Annotated in this window: 20 protein-coding genes, 1 tRNA gene and 1 pseudogene; 1 reads left to right on the forward strand and 21 read right to left on the reverse strand. The window is 67.7% G+C overall.

Annotated elements, in window-relative coordinates:
• Positions 1-14 precede the first annotated feature (14 nt).
• Positions 15-839, forward strand: coding sequence for a quinoprotein dehydrogenase-associated SoxYZ-like carrier (locus B9N97_RS02765; RefSeq protein ID WP_085083053.1), 825 nt, complete (start codon positions 15-17; stop codon positions 837-839).
• A gap of 18 nt (positions 840-857) precedes the next feature.
• Here B9N97_RS02765 and B9N97_RS02770 read toward each other — a convergent pair whose 3' ends face one another.
• The 21 genes and pseudogenes from B9N97_RS02770 to B9N97_RS02865 form a co-directional block, all read right to left on the reverse strand.
• Positions 858-1,202 carry a hypothetical protein gene (locus B9N97_RS02770; protein ID WP_085083055.1) on the reverse strand — a complete coding sequence of 115 codons (345 nt, stop codon included), beginning with the start codon at positions 1,200-1,202 and terminating at the stop codon, positions 858-860.
• Positions 1,203-1,413: 211 nt separating this feature from the next.
• Positions 1,414-1,608 (reverse strand): hypothetical protein, encoded by a 195-nt coding sequence (locus tag B9N97_RS02775; RefSeq protein ID WP_085083057.1) that lies wholly within the window; start codon positions 1,606-1,608, stop codon positions 1,414-1,416.
• A 246-nt stretch (positions 1,609-1,854) separates the two neighbouring features.
• A tRNA-Sec gene (locus B9N97_RS02780) sits at positions 1,855-1,947 on the reverse strand.
• 7 nt (positions 1,948-1,954) lie between these two features.
• Entirely contained in the window at positions 1,955-2,128 is a 174-nt protein-coding gene (locus tag B9N97_RS02785) for a SelB domain-containing protein (protein WP_167393172.1), read from the reverse strand.
• 11 nt (positions 2,129-2,139) lie between these two features.
• Positions 2,140-2,649: a GTP-binding protein gene (locus B9N97_RS02790; RefSeq protein ID WP_244560517.1), complete on the reverse strand. Its 510-nt coding sequence runs from the start codon at positions 2,647-2,649 to the stop codon at positions 2,140-2,142.
• Positions 2,646-3,820 (reverse strand): annotated as a pseudogene (selA, locus tag B9N97_RS36930) (L-seryl-tRNA(Sec) selenium transferase). The gene B9N97_RS02790 and the pseudogene selA overlap by 4 nt, the downstream one beginning before the upstream one ends.
• Positions 3,702-4,067 carry a hypothetical protein gene (locus B9N97_RS36935; RefSeq protein WP_432264180.1) on the reverse strand — a complete coding sequence of 122 codons (366 nt, stop codon included), beginning with the start codon at positions 4,065-4,067 and terminating at the stop codon, positions 3,702-3,704. Before B9N97_RS36935 ends, selA begins: the two are co-directional and overlap by 119 nt.
• Positions 4,064-4,537: a hypothetical protein gene (locus B9N97_RS02800; protein ID WP_085083061.1), complete on the reverse strand. Its 474-nt coding sequence runs from the start codon at positions 4,535-4,537 to the stop codon at positions 4,064-4,066. Before B9N97_RS02800 ends, B9N97_RS36935 begins: the two co-directional genes overlap by 4 nt.
• Positions 4,538-4,562: 25 nt before the next feature.
• Positions 4,563-4,895 carry a cytochrome C oxidase subunit IV family protein gene (locus B9N97_RS02805; protein ID WP_085083063.1) on the reverse strand — a complete coding sequence of 111 codons (333 nt, stop codon included), beginning with the start codon at positions 4,893-4,895 and terminating at the stop codon, positions 4,563-4,565.
• Positions 4,892-5,548: a cytochrome c oxidase subunit 3 family protein gene (locus tag B9N97_RS02810; protein WP_085083065.1), complete on the reverse strand. Its 657-nt coding sequence runs from the start codon at positions 5,546-5,548 to the stop codon at positions 4,892-4,894. Before B9N97_RS02810 ends, B9N97_RS02805 begins: the two co-directional genes overlap by 4 nt.
• Positions 5,541-7,184, reverse strand: coding sequence for a cytochrome c oxidase subunit I (ctaD, locus tag B9N97_RS02815; protein ID WP_085083067.1), 1,644 nt, complete (start codon positions 7,182-7,184; stop codon positions 5,541-5,543). The genes B9N97_RS02810 and ctaD overlap by 8 nt, the downstream gene beginning before the upstream one ends.
• Positions 7,181-8,158 (reverse strand): cytochrome c oxidase subunit II, encoded by a 978-nt coding sequence (coxB, locus tag B9N97_RS02820; protein ID WP_085083320.1) that lies wholly within the window; start codon positions 8,156-8,158, stop codon positions 7,181-7,183. Before coxB ends, ctaD begins: the two co-directional genes overlap by 4 nt.
• A gap of 17 nt (positions 8,159-8,175) precedes the next feature.
• Positions 8,176-8,988: an SCO family protein gene (locus B9N97_RS02825; RefSeq protein WP_085083069.1), complete on the reverse strand. Its 813-nt coding sequence runs from the start codon at positions 8,986-8,988 to the stop codon at positions 8,176-8,178.
• Complete coding sequence (locus B9N97_RS34695) at positions 8,985-9,464, reverse strand: hypothetical protein (RefSeq protein ID WP_143266323.1); 480 nt, start codon at positions 9,462-9,464, stop codon at positions 8,985-8,987. The genes B9N97_RS02825 and B9N97_RS34695 overlap by 4 nt, the downstream gene beginning before the upstream one ends.
• Complete coding sequence (locus B9N97_RS02835) at positions 9,457-10,551, reverse strand: hypothetical protein (RefSeq protein WP_085083071.1); 1,095 nt, start codon at positions 10,549-10,551, stop codon at positions 9,457-9,459. Before B9N97_RS02835 ends, B9N97_RS34695 begins: the two co-directional genes overlap by 8 nt.
• A complete protein-coding gene (locus tag B9N97_RS02840; RefSeq protein WP_085083073.1) occupies positions 10,548-11,081 on the reverse strand; it encodes a c-type cytochrome in 534 nt (177 codons plus the stop codon). The genes B9N97_RS02835 and B9N97_RS02840 overlap by 4 nt, the downstream gene beginning before the upstream one ends.
• Positions 11,078-11,629, reverse strand: coding sequence for a DUF3341 domain-containing protein (locus tag B9N97_RS02845; protein ID WP_085083075.1), 552 nt, complete (start codon positions 11,627-11,629; stop codon positions 11,078-11,080). Before B9N97_RS02845 ends, B9N97_RS02840 begins: the two co-directional genes overlap by 4 nt.
• Complete coding sequence (gene nrfD / locus B9N97_RS02850) at positions 11,626-12,960, reverse strand: NrfD/PsrC family molybdoenzyme membrane anchor subunit (RefSeq protein WP_208621122.1); 1,335 nt, start codon at positions 12,958-12,960, stop codon at positions 11,626-11,628. Before nrfD ends, B9N97_RS02845 begins: the two co-directional genes overlap by 4 nt.
• 43 nt (positions 12,961-13,003) lie before the next feature.
• Positions 13,004-15,991, reverse strand: a complete 2,988-nt coding sequence (locus B9N97_RS02855) for a TAT-variant-translocated molybdopterin oxidoreductase (RefSeq protein WP_085083076.1) — start codon at positions 15,989-15,991, stop codon at positions 13,004-13,006.
• Positions 15,988-16,641, reverse strand: a complete 654-nt coding sequence (locus B9N97_RS02860; protein ID WP_085083078.1) for a cytochrome c3 family protein — start codon at positions 16,639-16,641, stop codon at positions 15,988-15,990. Before B9N97_RS02860 ends, B9N97_RS02855 begins: the two co-directional genes overlap by 4 nt.
• A 14-nt stretch (positions 16,642-16,655) precedes the next feature.
• Entirely contained in the window at positions 16,656-17,318 is a 663-nt protein-coding gene (locus B9N97_RS02865; protein WP_085083080.1) for a twin-arginine translocation signal domain-containing protein, read from the reverse strand.
• Positions 17,319-17,395 lie beyond the last annotated feature (77 nt).

Below are 17,395 nucleotides of genomic sequence, written 5' to 3' on the forward strand. Positions count from 1 at the left end.
TCAGGGAGGGAGCGATGACGCGATATCCGCTATCGGGGCCGCTGATGGGGCTTTTGGTCGTCTTTTCCACGCCTGTGCTCGCCGCCGGCGATGCGGCGGACGACGGAGTGCGCTGGGACGTGCTGCACGACATGTATTTCAAGGATCGCCCGATCGAGGAGGCCGGCGACCGCATCCGCATCGACGCCCCGGCCCGTGCCTATGACGCGGCGCTGGTGCCGGTGCGGGTCGAGGTCGAACCGTCGCTTCGCCTGAAGACACTGTCGCTGCTGGTCGACAAGAACCCGGTGCCGCTGGCGGCCACCTTCCGTTTCGGCCCGGCCAGCGCCGGCAGCGGCATCGAGACCCGCGTGCGCGTCAACGAATACACCAACGTCCATGCCGTGGGAGAGACCGAGGACGGCCGGTTGCTGATGACGGAAGCCTATGTCAAGGCGGCCGGCGGCTGTTCCGCCCCTGCCGTCAAGGACCCGCAGGAGGCTATGGCGCGCCTCGGCCGCATCAAGGTGAAATTGCCGGAGACGCTGACCCCCGGCAGCCCGGCCACGGCCCAGGTCATGATCAGCCATCCCAACAGCAGCGGGCTGCAGTTCGATCAGATCAGCCGCACCTACATCCCGGCCCACTATGTCCAATCCATCGCCATCCGCGTCGGCGGGCAGACGGTGCTGGAGGCGGACACCGACATCTCCATCAGCGAGGATCCGAATCTCCGCTTCAGTTTCGTTCCGGTTGAAGGCGGTAGCCTGGAGGTGGTCGCCCACGACACCAAGGGCGCCACATTCACCCGCACCGTTCCACTGGCAGCCGCAAGCGGCAAGGATGAGCCGGCGCTGTAGCGTCCGGACGTTATCCTCTTAGAAGCACTGGCGGTCGGCGGCGACCTGGGCCTGACGGAAGCGGTCCATCAGGTCCTTGGCCCAGCCCGAGCTGCGGAAGATCCCGGCGCGCTCGCCCGGCTGGTCGGCCATCACCTTCACCGTCTCGATGGCGGTGTAGTCGTCGTAGGTGATGCGGTCGGCGATGGCGTCGATGCTGCAGGCGCATTTCTCCATCACGATGTGTGACTGGCCATTGGACGCCATGCAGGCGATCACGTAATCGGCCCGCGCCGCCGTGGGATAGTCGTTCGCCGGGCTGGCGGCTGCAGGACCCGCCGACAGCAGGGCCGCCGCGAGGACAAACGCAATGCGAACAGGCATGACCGGAAATCTCCCATCTTACCCATGGGGGCGTGCCGGGAGGACGGTCCCATGGTTCAGCAATGATTGCCCTATATAACAATCACGGATGCGGATGGAATTGGGCCACTCAAAAGGGGTGGGTGTCTTTCGGGGTGGGCCGAGCGGCGCCGTCCCCGGGCGCTTTGCGGCATCGGTCGAACTCCACCCACCCCCTGCCGGGTCAATCGCGTCAGATCTGGCGCGGTCCGCATTTCCAACGGCGGACGGTGTATTTCGGGTGCTGTTCCGCCCATTCGGCGGCCCGGAACATGCCGTTGCGCGAACAGGCCATCACATTGACGAACGGCTCCTGGAATGCGGGGCGTTCGACACTGCAGCGGTCGGGGTCGGAAACGAGGCAGACCACAAGGAACAACTCGATCATGACATCTCCAGCCGTCATGGATGTTGGGGCGACCTCGGTTGGGCGCCTCGAATTCGGCGGCGGCCGTCCAGGTTCATTCACGGGGATTTATGTTGCACTGCACACAAATCCTGGGCCGGAGTCAAGGTGCAGGTTTATGGAAAGTCAACTTTGTGTGAACACCGGAGCCGTCCAGATCGTCGCGGCGCGATTCAGGGGCAGGGGACCGGTGATCGGCACCGTCCTCGCGGCTTCAGGAAAAGGAAGTGGCGGAGGCGGATGGGAATCGAACCCACCGTTCGCTGTTGGCGAACCAGCGGTTTTGAAGACCGTGAGGGCCACCAGACCCTTATCGCCTCCGGCAGGCTCAGGATGTGGACACCGGGATTCCGTCGCCATCGATCTTTTGGGTATCGGCCTTAGGAGCCGGTGCAGCGGCCAGAATGCGGCGGTCGCCGTGCCGCCGCGATACGCCGATCCTGTCCAGATGTTCCAGAAGCGGCACCCCAAACTTGCGGGTGATGCCCAGCAGCTTGGTCAACTCGCCCAGCGTCAGCCCGTCGGCCTTCCCTGAAAGCGCGGCTGCGACCCGTTCGGCCGCCAGCTCCCCTCAAGCGGCGTTCCGTCCAGCAGTTGGCGAACCGCCTGGGCGGTCGCCGCGGCCTGCGCCTTGCCGACGAGGTCGCATTTGGAAATGGCGACGACACCCCGCCGCACGCCGATCAGGCGGGCGATGGCGAGATGCTCGATGGTCTGCGGCTTGACGCCTTCGTTGGCGGCGACCACCAGAAGAGCGGCGTCGATGCCGGTCGCTCCGGCGATCATGGTGCGGACGAAGCGCTCGTGGCCGGGCATGTCGATGAAGGCCAATGTCCCGGCCGCCGCCGTGCGATGGGCGAAGCCGAGCGCGATGGAGATGCCGCGTCGCTTCTCCTCCGCCAGCCGGTCGGTACCGACGCCGGTCAGTGTGCCCACCAGCGCCGTCTTGCCGTGGTCAACATGGCCGATGACGCCGACGACGATGGTCTTGCCGGGGGCGGTGCTGCCGGGGGCTGTGCTCATGGGCCGGCCGCCAGTGCCGCGCGGCAGGCGCCTGCGATGTCCGCAAGCTCGCCGTCCGCGACGGTGCGCATATCGAAGATCAGCCGGTCGTCGCGGATGAAGCCGACCACGGCCGGGCGATGGGTGCGCAGCCGCCGCGCCAGTTCGGAAACTGCCACCGCCGCGCCGTGGACGGCGACCAAACATGTGGGAATCGGCGCTTCTGGAAGGGTGCCGCCCCCGGCGAAGCCCTCACCGTCGCGCAGGTCGGTGGACAGGCCGGGTAGTTCGGCCAGCATGGCGCACAGCCGTTCCGCCCGCTCCACCAGGACCGGCAGAGGAGCGGCAAGCATCGACAGCACCGGCACATGGCCGGGGCCGCTGCCCGCCACCCGTTCCGGCGCGCGATAGAGCTTCAGCGTCGCTTCCAGGGCTGCCAGGGTCAACTTGTCGGTGCGCAGGGCCCGCAGTAGGGGATGCGCCTTCAGCCGCGCAATCAGGTCGGCGCGGCCGAGGATCAGCCCGGCCTGCGGTCCGCCCAGCAGCTTGTCGCCGCTGCAGGTGACCAGATGCATCCCGGATCGCAGGGCCTCCTGCACCGTCGGCTCCGCCGGCAGGCCGTGGGCGGGGAGGTCGACCAAGCTGCCGCTGCCCAGATCCTCCATCGCGATCAGGCTATTGGCGTCGGCCAGAGCCGCCAGATCCCGGCGGGCTGGAGCCGCGGTGAAACCCTGGATGCGGTAGTTGCTGGATGGACCTTCAAAAGCACACGGGTGTCTGGGCCGATGGCACGGTCGTAATCGGCGGCACGGGTCTTATTGGTGGTGCCGACCTCGACCAGCCGGGCGCCGCTCTGCGCGATCACGTCCGGCACGCGGAAGGAGCCGCCGATCTCCACCAATTCGCCACGCGAGACCACCGCCTCCCCCGGCGCGGCCAGTGCGGCCAGCGCCAGCAGGACCGCGGCGGCGTTGTTGTTCACCACCAGGGCAGCCTTGGCGCCGGTCAGCTCGCACATCAGGCCGGTGACGCCGTGATAGCGCGAACCGCGCCGTCCGCTGTCCAGGTCGTATTCAAGGTTCATATAGCCCGCCGCTACGGCGGTGACGGCGGCCATCGCCTCCGGCGCCAGCGGGGCGTGGCCCAGATTGGTGTGCAGGACGATTCCGGTGGCGTTGACGACGCGGCGCAGCACCGGCGCGCCCTCCCGCTCCAGCCGGCCGGCCGCGGCGGCGATGAGGGCTTCCGGGGTTTGTGGCGTCGTCCTCAGCGGCGCCGGAGCGCAATGCCGTGCGCAGAGCATCCAGTTCGGCACGCAGCGCCTGCAGCACCGGCGTCCGTCCGTGGGCGGCGACCAGCGCCGCCGACCGTTCGTCGTCGATCAGCCTTTGCACCTGCGGCAGCTTGCGCAATGTCGAGAGGGTCAGGTCGGCGCTCATCCCTGCATCGCCTTGGCCAGGAACCGGTCGATCATCCCGGCGACGGTCTCGCTGTCGAGATCGTCCAGACGGCAGGTCCGCACGTCGGTCGTCTTCACCGGCGTCAGGAAATTCTCGGATACCGATGTCGTTCCGTCCTCTCCCACATGGAAGGTCATATAGGCACGCGGAGCATCCTCCGCGGTGTCGAGCGAGGTGAAATGGACGATGGCGCGCGGCATCTCGTGCACGAGGTCGATGTCCTCCTGGAACCACACCGTGCCGACCTCGCGGACGATCGGCTGCCGGGAGTCGGCGATGGGCCGGATGATGCGGTCGTGCAGGTCGCGGATGTCCTTCAGCATCGTCACCTTGCGGCTGTCGCGGGAGCCCTCGCCGAAATGGTCGGTCGTGTTCCGACGCGCCGCGTCCAGAACCCGGCGGGTGCGGACCACGGCATCGACCAGCCGGCTGGTGGCGTCCGAATGCATCGCGTCTGTCTCCTCCTCTGTCGGATCAGCGGTTGCCCGGCTGGTGTTCGCTGCCCGTGGGGGCTGGCAGGTCGCCCACATGCTCCACCTTGCGGGTCAAATAGTCGGTGGCCGACAGTGCGAACAGAATCGCCAGCCAGAACAGGCCAGCCGCCGCTGCGGCCCGGGTCAGCGTCGGCGCCCGGAACAGCTTCATGAACAGTGCCAGCACCAAAAGCGCCTTCGCCACCGAGATGCCCAGCGCCAGCACGACATTCATCGGCCCCGGCATCGGCACATAGGCAAGGCCCAGCGTCATCGCCAGCAACGCCAGCAGAGCCGCCCAGGTCAACAGCAGGGGGAGGGGAGGTGCCTTCATGGTCCGCTCCGTCCGACCAGATAGATCAGCGGGTAGAGGAAGATCCAGACGATGTCGACGAAGTGCCAGTACAGCCCCGTCACTTCCACCGGCGTGTAATAGTGGGAATTGAAGGCGCCGCGCCGCGCCCGAACTGCCATCACCGCGATCAGCCCGATGCCGATGGTGACGTGGATGCCGTGGATGCCCGTCAGCAGAAAATAGAGGAAATAGAACAGCTCGATCGTCTGGGCATGCACGCTGTCCTCGTGGAAATTCAGTCCCGGTACCAGATGCTCGGTCCATTCCTTGTGGTACTCGTAGCCCTTCAGCCCGAGGAACAGCAGCCCCAGAAACGCGGTGACCGCCAGGAGCCGGGTCAGAGCCTTGCGCCGGCCATGCTCCGCCGCATGGACGGCCCAGGCCATGGTGAAGCTGCTGGTCAGCAGCACCAGCGTGTTGACGGAGCCGATGACGATCTTGGTGTGACGCCCGGCCTCCGCCACGCCATCCGGGTAGGTGGCGCGCAGCCATGTGTAGGCCAGCAGCATCCCGCCGAAGAACAGGACCTCCGTCGCCAGGAACACCCACATGCCGAAGGACGCGGTCTCCGCCTGCTGCTCCGCCGTCGCGTATTGCGGTTCGGGCCGTGGGATGACAGGTGCGTCAGACATCCTGCGGCTCCGGTTCCGGCCGGTACTGGTAGGGCGGTCGGGTGACGGTGGGCGTCTTGTCGAAATTGTGGGCGGGTGGAGGGGAGGAGGTCTGCCATTCCAGCCCGGTTGCCGCCCACGGGTTGGATCCTGCCCGCTTGCCGCGGAACAGCGACCAGCCGAGATAGAAGAAGGGCAGCGCATAGCCGATCGCCAGCACCGACGCGCCGGCTGACGAGAAGATGTTCCAGACCTGGAATTCCGGCGGATAGGAATAGTAGCGCCGTTCCATCCCCAGATAGCCCAGGATGAATTGCGGGAAGAAGGTCAGGTTGAAGCCGAAGAAGATCAGCAGCGCTGCGATGCGCGCCCACCATTCGGGATAAAGCCGTCCCGTCACCTTGGGCCACCAGTAATGCAGCCCGCCGAAATAGGCGCTGACCATGCCGCCGACCATGATGTAGTGGAAATGCGCCACGACGAAATAAGTGTCGGTGACATGGACGTCGAAGGCGAGGTTGGCGACGAACAGCCCGGTCAGCCCGCCGATGGTGAAAAGCCCGATGAAGCCCAGGGCGTAGAGCATCGGCGCGTCGAAGCTGATCCAGCCCTTGTGCAGCGTGGCGGTCCAGTTGAACACCTTGATCGCCGACGGCACCGCGATGACGTAGCTGAGCAGCGAAAAAACCAGCCCGGCATAGAGCGAGATGCCGGCGACGAACATGTGGTGCGCCCACACGAAGAAGCCGACGATCGCGATGGTGATGCTGGACCACACCACGAACTTGTAGCCGAACAGCGGCTTGCGGGCGAAGCAGGGCACGATCTCGCTGATTACGCCGAAGCCCGGCAGGATCATGATGTAGACCGCGGGGTGGGAGTAGAACCAGAACAGGTGCTGGAACAGCAGCGGATCGCCGCCCAGCGCCGGGTCGAAGATGCCGACCCGCAGCAGCCGTTCCACCGCCACCAGCATCAGGGTGATCGCCAGCACCGGCGTCGCCAGCACCATGATGACGGAGGTGGCGTAGTTCGACCAGACGAACACCGGCAGCCGGTACCATGTCATCCCCGGCGCCCGCATCCGGTGGGTTGTGACGATGAAGTTCAGCCCGGTCAGGATGGAGGAGAAGCCGACGGCGAACACGGCGGCCAGCGCCAACACGACATAGCCGTTGGAATAGAGCGAGGAGAAGGGCGTGTAGAAGGTCCAGCCGGTGTCGACCCCGCCGATCAGGATGGCGAACAGCGCCAGGAAGCCGGCTCCGACATAAAGATACCAGCTCAGCAGGTTCAGGCGCGGGAAGGCCAGATCCTTGGCGCCGATCATCAGCGGGATCAGAAAATTGCCCATGGTGTTGGGGATCGACGGGATCAGGAAGAACCAGACCATCACGATGCCGTGCAGCGTGAACAGCCGGTTGTAGATGTCCGGCGTGAAGATGCCGGCTGGCGTCACCAGATTCAGCCGGATCAGCGTCGCCGCCAGCCCGCCGACGAAGAAGAAGAAGGTGATCGACAGGGTATAGAGGATGGCGATCCGCTTGTGGTCCTTGGTCAGCAGCCAGGAGCGCAGGGTGACGCCTTCCTCCGTCAGGTAGTTTTTGGTGGCGACGACGGGTTCGTCGGACTTTCCGGTCACGGTCGCGGTGGTCATTGGGTGGGCCTTTCCGCGCTGCCGGCTTTGCGGCCGGTTTGGGAGTTTTCAGCCGTCCTGTCGGCCAGCGATTTGATGTAGGCGACCAGCTTCAGCAGGTCGTCCTCGCCGATCTGACCGGCGAAGGAGGGCATGACCGGCGGATAGCCGGCGGCGATCTCCGACTTCGGCTTCAGGATCGAATCGCGGATGTAGCGGTCGTCGGCGACGACGGTGCGGCCGTCCTGCAGCGGCACCGGGCGGCTGAACAGCCCCTCCAGCTTCGGCGCGTGGACGGTGCTGGCGGTGCCGTGGCAGCCGCTGCAGCCATAGCTGCGGAACAGCGCCTCCCCCTCCTGCGCGAGACTGGGGCCGGGGTCCTGGCTGTCCAGCCAGCGCTGGAAGTCGGACGGCTCCATGACGACGACGCTGCCGCCCATCCGGGCATGCCAAGTGCCGCAGAGCTCCGCGCAGAACAGGCGGTATTCGCCGACCTTCGTCGGGGTGAACCACAGCGTCTCGTACCGGCCGGGCAGCGCGTCCTGGCGGACCCGGAAGGCGGGGATGGCGAAGTCGTGGATCACGTCCTGCGAGGTCAGCACCAGCCGCACCGGCTTGCCGACCGGGACATGCAGCGTGTCGATCTCGCGCTGGCCGCCGGGATGCTCGATCTTCCACATCCACTGCTTGCCGACGACATAGATGTCGGTGGCGTCCTTGGGCGGGCTGTGGATGCCGACATAAAGGTCCGCCCCCCAGAAATAGAGGCCGAGGAAGGCGACGAAGGTGGCGACCGTCCAGGCGGTCTCAACCCTCCAGGTGCGGCCGAGCCGGTCGCCGCGCTCCACCTTGCTGCTTTTCCGGTAGCGGACGCAGAAGAGGATCATCAGCCCGAAGACCAGCAGCAGGATGAAGGCGCTGGTGCCGACCAGGGCGGCGAACAGCCAATCCATGTCGGCGGCATGGGCCGACGCGGTGGGGGGGAGGAGTTGCATGCTTCCCATGGCCGTGCTCACCCCTTCCCCGGCCGGCGGGTGGCCCGCCACACCAGCAGCCCGACGCCCAGGACCGAGACGGCGCCGGTCGCCTGCATCAGACGGCCCACCTGCGAATTGTATTTGCCCTGCGCCGGATCGTAGCCGTAGCAGAGCAGCAGCAGATGGTCGGCCACCGAACCGACCGTGCCCTTGGAGGCATCGACCAGCCCGAGCCGCAGGTCGGTGGGATCGTAGCCGATCCCCAGTATGTAGCGGGACACCGTCCCGCCCGGCGACACCAGCACCACCCCGGCGGGATGCGCATACTGTCCGGTGGCCTCGTCCAGCTTGTAAGTGAAGCCGGCGGCGGTGGCGAGGCGGCGGACCTCCCGGCTATTGCCGGCCGGATCGGTGACCAGCGGATGGATGGCGGCGGCCAGTGCCGGGTCGCGTTCGAAATGCCGCGCCTTCATCGCTGCGGCGTCGGCCGGGCTGTCGTTGGGATCGATGCTGACCGCCATCACCGCGTAGTCCTTGCTGGGCGTGAGCGGCACGTGTTTGAGGGCCGCCGCCAGATCGCCCAGAACCACGCCGCACAGCGTCGTGCAGCGGAAATAGTCAAAGACCAGAACCAGTGGCTTGCCCGCATCGAACAGAGTTGCGGTGGTGACGGCATTGCCGGCCTCGTCGCGCAGCCGGACGTCGCGCGGCAACTGCACCCCCGGATGCTGGTCGAAGGCGAAGTCCTTGAAGCCGGACGGCAGCAGGGCCGTCGGCGAGGCGTGTGCGCCTGTCATGGGCAGTGCCAGCAGAAGGCCGATCAGGGCGGCGATGGCGAGCCGTCTCATCGCTGCCCCTCCTGCCTTGCGTCAACCGGCCAGTCGGAAATGCCGTGCTCGGCGACGCGGCGCATCGCCTCGTCGATGGGAATGTGGGCGATGCCGCGCTCCCGGTCGGCCCAGCCGTAGCCGGTCAACCGCTCCAGGGAGTCCGCCTTGTAGCGCTTGAAGTCTGCGGGCGGATCGGTCTGCAGGCGTGGTTCCGGCATCGGCGTCGTCAGGCCACGGTTCCGGTCGGCGGTAGCATCGGGGAAGATCAGCATCAGCGAGACCACGACCGTCCCGATCAGGCCGGCCGCCAGTGCGCCGAGCAGGACGAACAGCCAGGGCGGCGTGTCCCGCTTTTCGAAGCGCGTGTCGGGATTGCGGCCCTCCTGGTCCGGCCGCTTCGGCGAACGGCCGCGCCCCAGCCGCGCCCAGCCGAGCAGCAGCGCCGCCGCGGTCCCGGCGATGCCGGTCCGATTGATGCGCGTGGCCTTATCCATGGCGGATCCCCTCCGCCATCAGGCCGGCGGTCCGGGTGGTCTGTTCGCTCCGGCCGGAATGCCGCCGGTCGGCGCCGAGGCGCCAAAGGAACACCGCCATTCCGGCGCCACCCATCGCAAACGTCGCTGCAGGCGCGAACCAGCTGAAGCCGCCCTCCAGTCCAGGCATGATCAGCCACCAGCATTCCAGCAGATGCGCCGCCAGCAGCAGCAGGCAGACGGCGGCCAACCCGCCCCGGCTGCGCTTCACCGGCCACCAGATCAGGGCGGCGAAGGGCAGCGCCCCCTGTGCCAGCGCGCCCAGCACCGCGACCCAGCCCCAGCCGCCGGACAGGCGCGCGACGTACCAGGGGATCTCGTGCGGCAGATTCTCCTGCCAGACGATCAGGAACTGCATGAAGGACAGGTAGAACCACAGCAGGATGGCGGCGATCAGCAGGCTGCCCAGATCGCGCCGCTGCCCGGTGTCCGTCCGTCCGCCCAGGATCGCCGCCAGCGTCGCCAGCGCCAGGGCGCCCAGCAGCTGGCCGCTGACGATCATCATCCCGTAGATGCTGGATCCCCACTCAGGCTCGACCGACATGAACCAGTCGAAGGACGCGAAGGTGACGGTCAGCCCCAGCAGGATCAGCCCCGGTGCCGCCAGCGGGTTGCTGCGGCCCCGTCCCGAGCACAACAGCGCCACCAGGGCCAGCCCGAGCCAGACCACGGCATAGACAGCCGTCCGCCCGTAGAAGAAGGGTGCGTTCAGGTAGAAGCGATTCTTCAGATGCACGGCCACCGCCGTCCGTGCCCAGGGATACAGCTCCGGCAGAAGGAACAGCACCGGCACCAGAAGCAGGAGCGCCAGCGGCAGAACGGCGACCATGGCGCGCAGCGGCGGCACCGCGGCCGCTCCCCAGCGTCCGCCGGTCAGGTCATGGGCGAACAGCAGCATCATGGCGCCCAGAGGCAGCCCGATCCAGAAGGCGAAGGACGCCAGCCAGCCGCGCAGCACGGCCTGCGGGTCGACCAGCGCGCCGATGGCGCAGACCGCACCGCCGGCCAGAGCCGCGCCGACGGCGGCGGAAAGCGGGCGCCGGCTCATCGCAACTTCCCCCGCACATCGTCCGGCAACTCGGCTGCGGCGGTATTCTGGCTGGTCTGCAGCGCCCGAATATAGGCGGCGATGGCCCAGCGGTCGTCGGGCGCGACGCGGTCGGCATAGGAATACATCGCCCCCCAGCCGTTGGTGGCGACATCGTAGAAATGCCGCGTCGGTGCGTTGCGCAACACCTCGCTGTGGAAGGAGGGCGGATGCGGGAAGCCGCGCCGGACGATCATGCCGTCTCCGTCGCCGAGATAGCCGTGGCAGGGGGTGCAGTAGATCTCGTAGCGCTCCTTGCCGCGGGCCAGCAGGGCCGGCGTCAGCGGCGGGGGCGGTTGTGACCGATCCTCGCGCGCGACCGTGTTGGGCTCCGGCTCCGGCGGCCACGCCCGGTTGCCGGGGTCGGCATTGGCCGGGTTGGCTTCGGCGGGCGTCCAGGTCTTGTCGCTCGGCTGCTTTGCCATGTTGTCGCAGGCCCCCAGCAGAGCAGCCGCACCCAACAGAAGGGCTATGGGAAGCAGGCGGCTCATGCCGGCACCTCGTCGATGTGCACGCCTTCGCCATGGGGCAGCAGCCGTCGCAGCAGTTCGGTGTCGTCGCGCCCCTCCCGCTCCGCGATCCAGATCAGGAAACGGTCCTGCGAGGCCTGCTCGAAACCGGGCGCATCGAAGATGGGATCGTAGAGGCGCGGCAGCCGGCAGATCGTGCAGAAGGCCAGGAAGCCAATCAGCAGGATGGCCAGCGCCGCCAATTCGAAGGTCGTTGTGCTGAAGGCCGGCCAGCTGTTCAGCGGCCGTCCGCCGATGTTCAGGGGATAGCTCAGCACCATTCCCCAATATTGCAGGAAGAACCCGCCGACGGCTCCCAGCACGCCCGCCGCGACGACGATCAGCGGCAGCGCCTGCGGCTTTCGGCCCAGCAGGTCGTCCACCTCCTCCACCGCATAGGGACTGTAGACCTCCAACCGTGTGAAGCCTTCCTGCCGCAGGTGCCGCAGTGCTTCCAGCATCGCGTCGGGGCTGTCGAAAGCGGCCAGCGTGCCGCGGACTGTGTGGCCGGTGCCGCGATGTGCGCTCATCGCCCGCCCTCCGTCTTCTTCTTGTGGAGGAGTTCGCGCAGTTCGAACATCGATACGATCGGGATGAAGCGCAGCGCCATGAAGAAGCCGGTCAGGAACAGCCCGACCGAGCCGGCCAGCGTCGCCCAATCCCAGAAGGTCGGCATGAAGACGAACCAGCTCGATTCCGTGTAGTTCCGGTGCAGGCCGCCGACGACGATGACGTAGCGTTCGATCCACATGCCGACCACCACGCACAGCGCCACCAGGAACAGCACCGGGCGGTTCAGCCGCAGCGGCCGGATCCACAGCAATTGCGGCACAACGCCGTTCAGGATGATCTTCGCCCAGTACCAGGGCGCGTAATAGCCGCCCAGTTCCGACATCACCACCGTGATTTCGTGCTCCTCCCCCCGGTAGAAGGGCATGAACACCTCCATCAGATAGCAGTAGGAGAGCAGCAGGCTGGTGGTCAGCATCAGCCGCGCCAGCACGTCGACGTGGCGCAGCGTGATGACGCCGGTGAGATCCAGCGCCCTGCGTAGCGGGATGACAAGCATCAGCACCACGGCGAAGCCGGACAGCGCGGCGCCGAAGACGAAATAGGGCGGGAACTGCGTCTCGTGCCATCCCGGCGTCAGGCCGCCGGCAAAATCCAGCCCGACGATGCTGTGGATGGAACAGACCAGCGGCGCCATCAAGGCCGCGAACAGGCCATACAGGATCTTGAATTGGCGCCAGTGCAGCGACGATCCCTGCCAGCCCAGCGCCAGCAGCCCGTACAGCACCCGCTGCCAGCGCCGCCGCGCCCGGTCGCGCAGGGTGGCGAGATCGGGGAGAAGCCCGACATACCAGAACAGCACCGATCCGGCGACATAGACCAGGATGGCGACGAAATCCCAGTGCAGCGGGCTGCGGAACTGCGGCCACAGCGCCATCGTGTTGGGATAGGGGAACAGCCAGTAAAAATACCACCATCGCCCGAGATGGATGACCGGCATGATCCCGGCGCAGGCGACGCAGAACACAGTCATCGTCTCGGCGAGGCGGCTGGTGGCGCTGCGCCACTCCGACCGGGTCAGGAAGAACAGCGCGGAGATCAGCGTCCCGCCGCTCGCCATGCCGACCCACCAGACATAGTTGCCGATGGCGAACCCCCAGGCGACCGGCCAATCGATGCCCCAGATGCCGACGCCGCGGATGAACAGCCAGCCGAGCGCCACCACGAACAGGCCGAGCAGCCCGACCGACAGCCCGAAGCCGATCCACCACCACATGGGCGTGCGGCGTTCCAGCACGAGGTCGCTGACATGCACGGTCACCGACAGGGCGGTCACACCCGGTTCGACCACCCTGTTCAGCTCCTGCCTGGGTTCGGGAGATGCGCCCACCGCCTTACACCTCCTGGATTTCGGGGTTGGGGTTGCGCAGCCGCGCCTCGTATGTGGTGCGCGGCTTGGTGTTCAGCTCGGTCAGCACGCCGTAGTCGAGCGGGCTCGCCTTGCGGCGGTTGACCGCGCTGTCCTTGTCGTTCAGGTCGCCGAAGACGATGGCCTCGGCCGGGCAGGCCTGCTGGCAGGCGGTCTTCACCTCGCCGTCGCGGATCGGCCGGCTTTCGCGGTCGGCGGTGATGCGGGCGTTGCGGATGCGCTGGATGCAATAGGTGCATTTCTCCATGACGCCGCGCGCCCGGACGGAGACATCGGGGTTCCAGGATTGCGACAGCCGGTTGTCGTCTGCCGAATAGTTGAAATAGTTGAAGCGCCGGACCTTGTAGGGACAGTTGTTGGAGCAGAAGCGGGTGCCGACGCAGCGGTTGTAGACCATCACGTTCAGCCCGTCGGCGTCATGCATGGTCGCGCCGACCGGGCAGACCACCTCGCAGGGCGCGTTTTCGCAATGCATGCAAGGCATCGGCTGGAAAAAGGTCTGCTCCGGCGCCTCCGCCTCGCCCTCGTACCAGGTGTCGATGCGGATCCAGTGCAGTTGGCGGTTCCGCAACACCTGCTCCTTGCCGACCACGGCGATGTTGTTCTCCCCCTGGCAGGCAGCGGTGCAGGCGCTGCAGCCGATGCAGGAGTTGAGATTGATCGCCATGCCCCAGGCGTTGCGCGGATACTCGTAATCGGGATAGAGCGAGTGTTCCGGCTCCTTGCGTTGGGCGAAATCGGGATTCCGGCGGAACTCGTCCAGCGTGGCTTGCCGGACCAGGTCGGGGGAGTCGATCAGCTGGTGGTGCTGCGTGGCGGCAAGGCGATAGGTCTCCCCGGTTTTGCGCAGTTCCACCCCCGGCAATTGCCAGAGATGGTCGAGCGGCCGCAGCCGGAAGGCATCGAAGCCGACGCCGTGCCCGACCCGGCCCACCATTTTGCGGCCGAAACCGAAGGGCAGGGTGACGCAGTCCGGGGCGTGGCCGGTCACCCGCCAGACCGGCGCGCGGAGAGATCCAGCGGCGGTACGCACCTCCACCACATCCTCGTTCTGCAGGCCCAGCCGCTCCGCGGTCGCCGGCGCCATCAGTACGGCGTTGTCCCAGGTCAGGGTGGTGAAGGGGCGCGGCAACTCCTGCAGCCAGCCGAGATTGGCGTAACGGCCGTCGCGCAGCCACGGGTCGGGCCGGAACAGGGCAGTCAGCGTGCCGCCATCCGGCCTTGCGGTGGCCGGCGGCAACTTGCTCGCCAGATCGGAAACAGGCAATGCGGACGCCGGCGCGGCGGCGCTGTCCGGCACCACGCCGATGCGCAGGGCGTCGGCCCACAGCCGTTCCGGGTCGCCTTTGCCCTGGAAGTTTTCCATCCAGGCGGCGCGGAGGATGGCATGGCCATCGGGCCGCGTCTCTCCGTCGAAGACCGCCAGAAGCTCGTGCGGCGACCAGCCGCCCCACAAGGGCCTGATCTGCGGCTGCTGGATTGTGACGGTACCGTCGAAGGCGCGGGCGTCGCCCCAGCGTTCAAGCTCATGGGCTTCCGGCACATGCCATGTGCAGAGAATGGCGGTTTCGTTGACGTCGGTGCCGAGATGGATGGAAAACGGCACCTTTCCCAACGCCCCGGCGAAATCGAGATCGGCGGGCGCGGTGAAGGCCGGGTTGATGCCCAGGATCAGCAGCGTATCGACCCGCCCGTCCGCCATGTCGGCAACCAGCCCCTTGAGCGAACCGCCATGGCCGACCGGATCGGCCTCCACCGGTTCGATGTAGGTCACCGTCTGGCCGGGCGCGCCCAGCGCACTGTTGATGGCATGGACCAGCGCGTGGACGGCAGGCGGCTGCGTAGGCCCGGCATGGACCAGCGCCGCGCCCCGGCTGGCGGACAGGTCGCGGGCGACGGCGCCGAGCCAGCCAGGGGCGCCCTGGCGCCAGTCCGCCGGCCCACTGCCGAGTTCGGCGGCAAGCGCGCGCACCACCGCCTCCACCTCGTCCGGGCGGGCCACGAAGCGATGGTCGGCGCGGGCGCCGGCCAGGGTCGGCATGCTTTCCACCGCATAGAGGCGGCTCATCTCCTCCGGCCGCCCCTCTTCGGCCGCGCGGCGGCGGCGGGCGAAGTCGCGGGCGTAGCGCAGATGTCCGGGCGCGCTGTCGAGGAAGTCGCTCTCCACCGCCAGGATCGTCTTGGCGCGGTCGAGATGCAGCACCGTGTCCACCGGCCGGCCGAAGGCCATCGTCGCCCCGGCCCGCACCGCGTCGCGCCCGTCGGCTTCCCAGCGGTGCCATTGCATCGCCGGGAAGCGCTGCTTCAACGCGGCGATCTGCGCGGTCAGCGTGGGTGAGGTGACGGTGCCGGTCAGAAGCCGCAGCCCCTCGCCACCGCGCCCGGCCAGGGTGGGCAGGCGGTCGACCAGCGCCTTGACCATCCCGTTGGCGCTGGCCGCCCGGCCGGAGGTCAGCACGGTGCGCGAGCGGTCGGGATCGTAGAGGTCGAGGATGTTCGCCTGGATGATCGGATCGAGGGCGCCCAGGCTGGCGGGATGCTCCGGATTGCCCTCCAGCTGCACCGGCCGCCCCATCTGGTGGATGGTCAGGACGCCGTCGGCATAGCCGCCGCGCGTGACCGCGGTGGCGAAATGGCGGGCCACGCCGGGCACCAGACCCAGCGGCGTGGTTACATAGGGGATTGCCTGGTCCACCTCCTCGCCGGGACCGCAGCCCGACAGGCCGGCCAGCGCGAAGGAGGCGCCCATCAGCTCCAGCAGCCGGCGCCGGCCGACGCGCGCCTCCGCAAGGTCGGGCAGGCCGGGGAATTCAGCACGCAGCATCTCCAGCACGGCCGGCTCGCGCGACAGTTCGTCCAGGCTGCGCCACAGCGCCCGGCCGCTTCGTCCGGCCAGCCGGTCGCCGATCTGCCGGGCCAGTTCCTCCCGCCCCAATTCCTTGCCGGCCGTCATCGGTGGCACACCGAGCAGTCGGACAGCGTTTCCGGATGGATGTGGTAGCGCGCCATCAGCTGCTCGCCGGACGGCGTCGCCGCGGTGCGTTTCCAGTCGGTGTCGAAGACCTCCTCCTTCGGGCGCAGGTTCGGGGCAGGATCGCGGTGGCAGTCCAGGCACCAGCTCATCTGCAGGCTCGCTCCCTTCCAGGTCAGGGGCATGGTGTCCACCGGCCCATGGCAGGTGGTGCAGGCCACGCCCTTGGCGACATGGATGCTGTGGTTGAAAAAGACGTAGTCGGGCAGCGTGTTGACGCGGTTCCAGCGGATCGGCTTGCCAGTGGCGAGGCTCTGGCGAACCGGGGCCAGCAGATCCGCGTTGGTCCAGATCTGCGAATGGCAGGTCATGCAGGTGTGGGTCGGCGGCAGCCCGGCGGTGGGCGACTCCTCCACCGAGGTGTGGCAGTAGCGGCAGTCCAGCCCCAGACCGCCAACATGGTGCTCGTGGCTGAAGGGCACCGGCTGCGGCTGCACGATGCCCTGCCGTGTCGCATAGGTGGTGCTGGGGAAGAACCACGCGCCGCCGACCAGCGTGACCAGTCCGGCCAGCAGCGTGTAGAGCACCAGCTTCGTCGCGATGTTGGCGGTGGGGCTGAAGACTCCCGGCACGTCTCAGCCCCCCGTCACGCCGGCAGTTCCCGCGCGGTGATGCCGTAGCGGAAGGTCGCCGGATCGAGACAGTCCGGCTCCACGCCGGCGGTGACCACATAGGGATACATCAGGAAGCTGTTGTCGACCACCCAGTCGTAGATGGCCCGCAGCCGCGCTTCCGGCGCGTCGATCCCCGCGACGATGCGCAACGCCGTTTCCCGCACGATCCCGTCGGTCGGCATGCTCGGCGTCGGCTGGTGGTAAAGCCGCAACTCGGCCGGGTCGGCGGCCTGTGCCTCCCGGTCGCCGGGTAGCCGGTCGCGCGTTTCCACGATCTGCACCGGTTCGACAGTATGCGGACCCGCGCCGTCCCAGTCGGCGCGCAGCATCCCGGCGCCATGGACGGGTTCATGCAGCAGGGCCGTCCGGTCGGCGGTAGAGGACCAGGAGGGAGCGTGCGCCCGCTGGTAATCGCCGGCGGTCTGCGCCACCGGCACCAAGAGCCGCGCCGAGCCCCCGTTCCCGCCGTTCCCGGCCAGTTCGATGCCGTGGCGGATCTCGAAGCGTCGCCAGGGACGGCCGCCTGCCGCCGGATTGCCGCCGCCCTCGGTGGCGGCTTGCGCAATGCGTGTCGGCGCTGCGGCAGCGACCAGTCCGGCGGCTGCGGCCGCTTTGAGGAAGCGGCGTCGATCCATGGCTGCGTCTCCCTGACTTTCCGGCCCGGCAATGTGCGGACTTGACCGGGCGTGGACTTCACCGGGGCGAAGGACGG

Source organism: Azospirillum oryzae, assembly GCF_900177515.1.
GTDB classification, from domain to species: domain Bacteria; phylum Pseudomonadota; class Alphaproteobacteria; order Azospirillales; family Azospirillaceae; genus Azospirillum; species Azospirillum oryzae_A.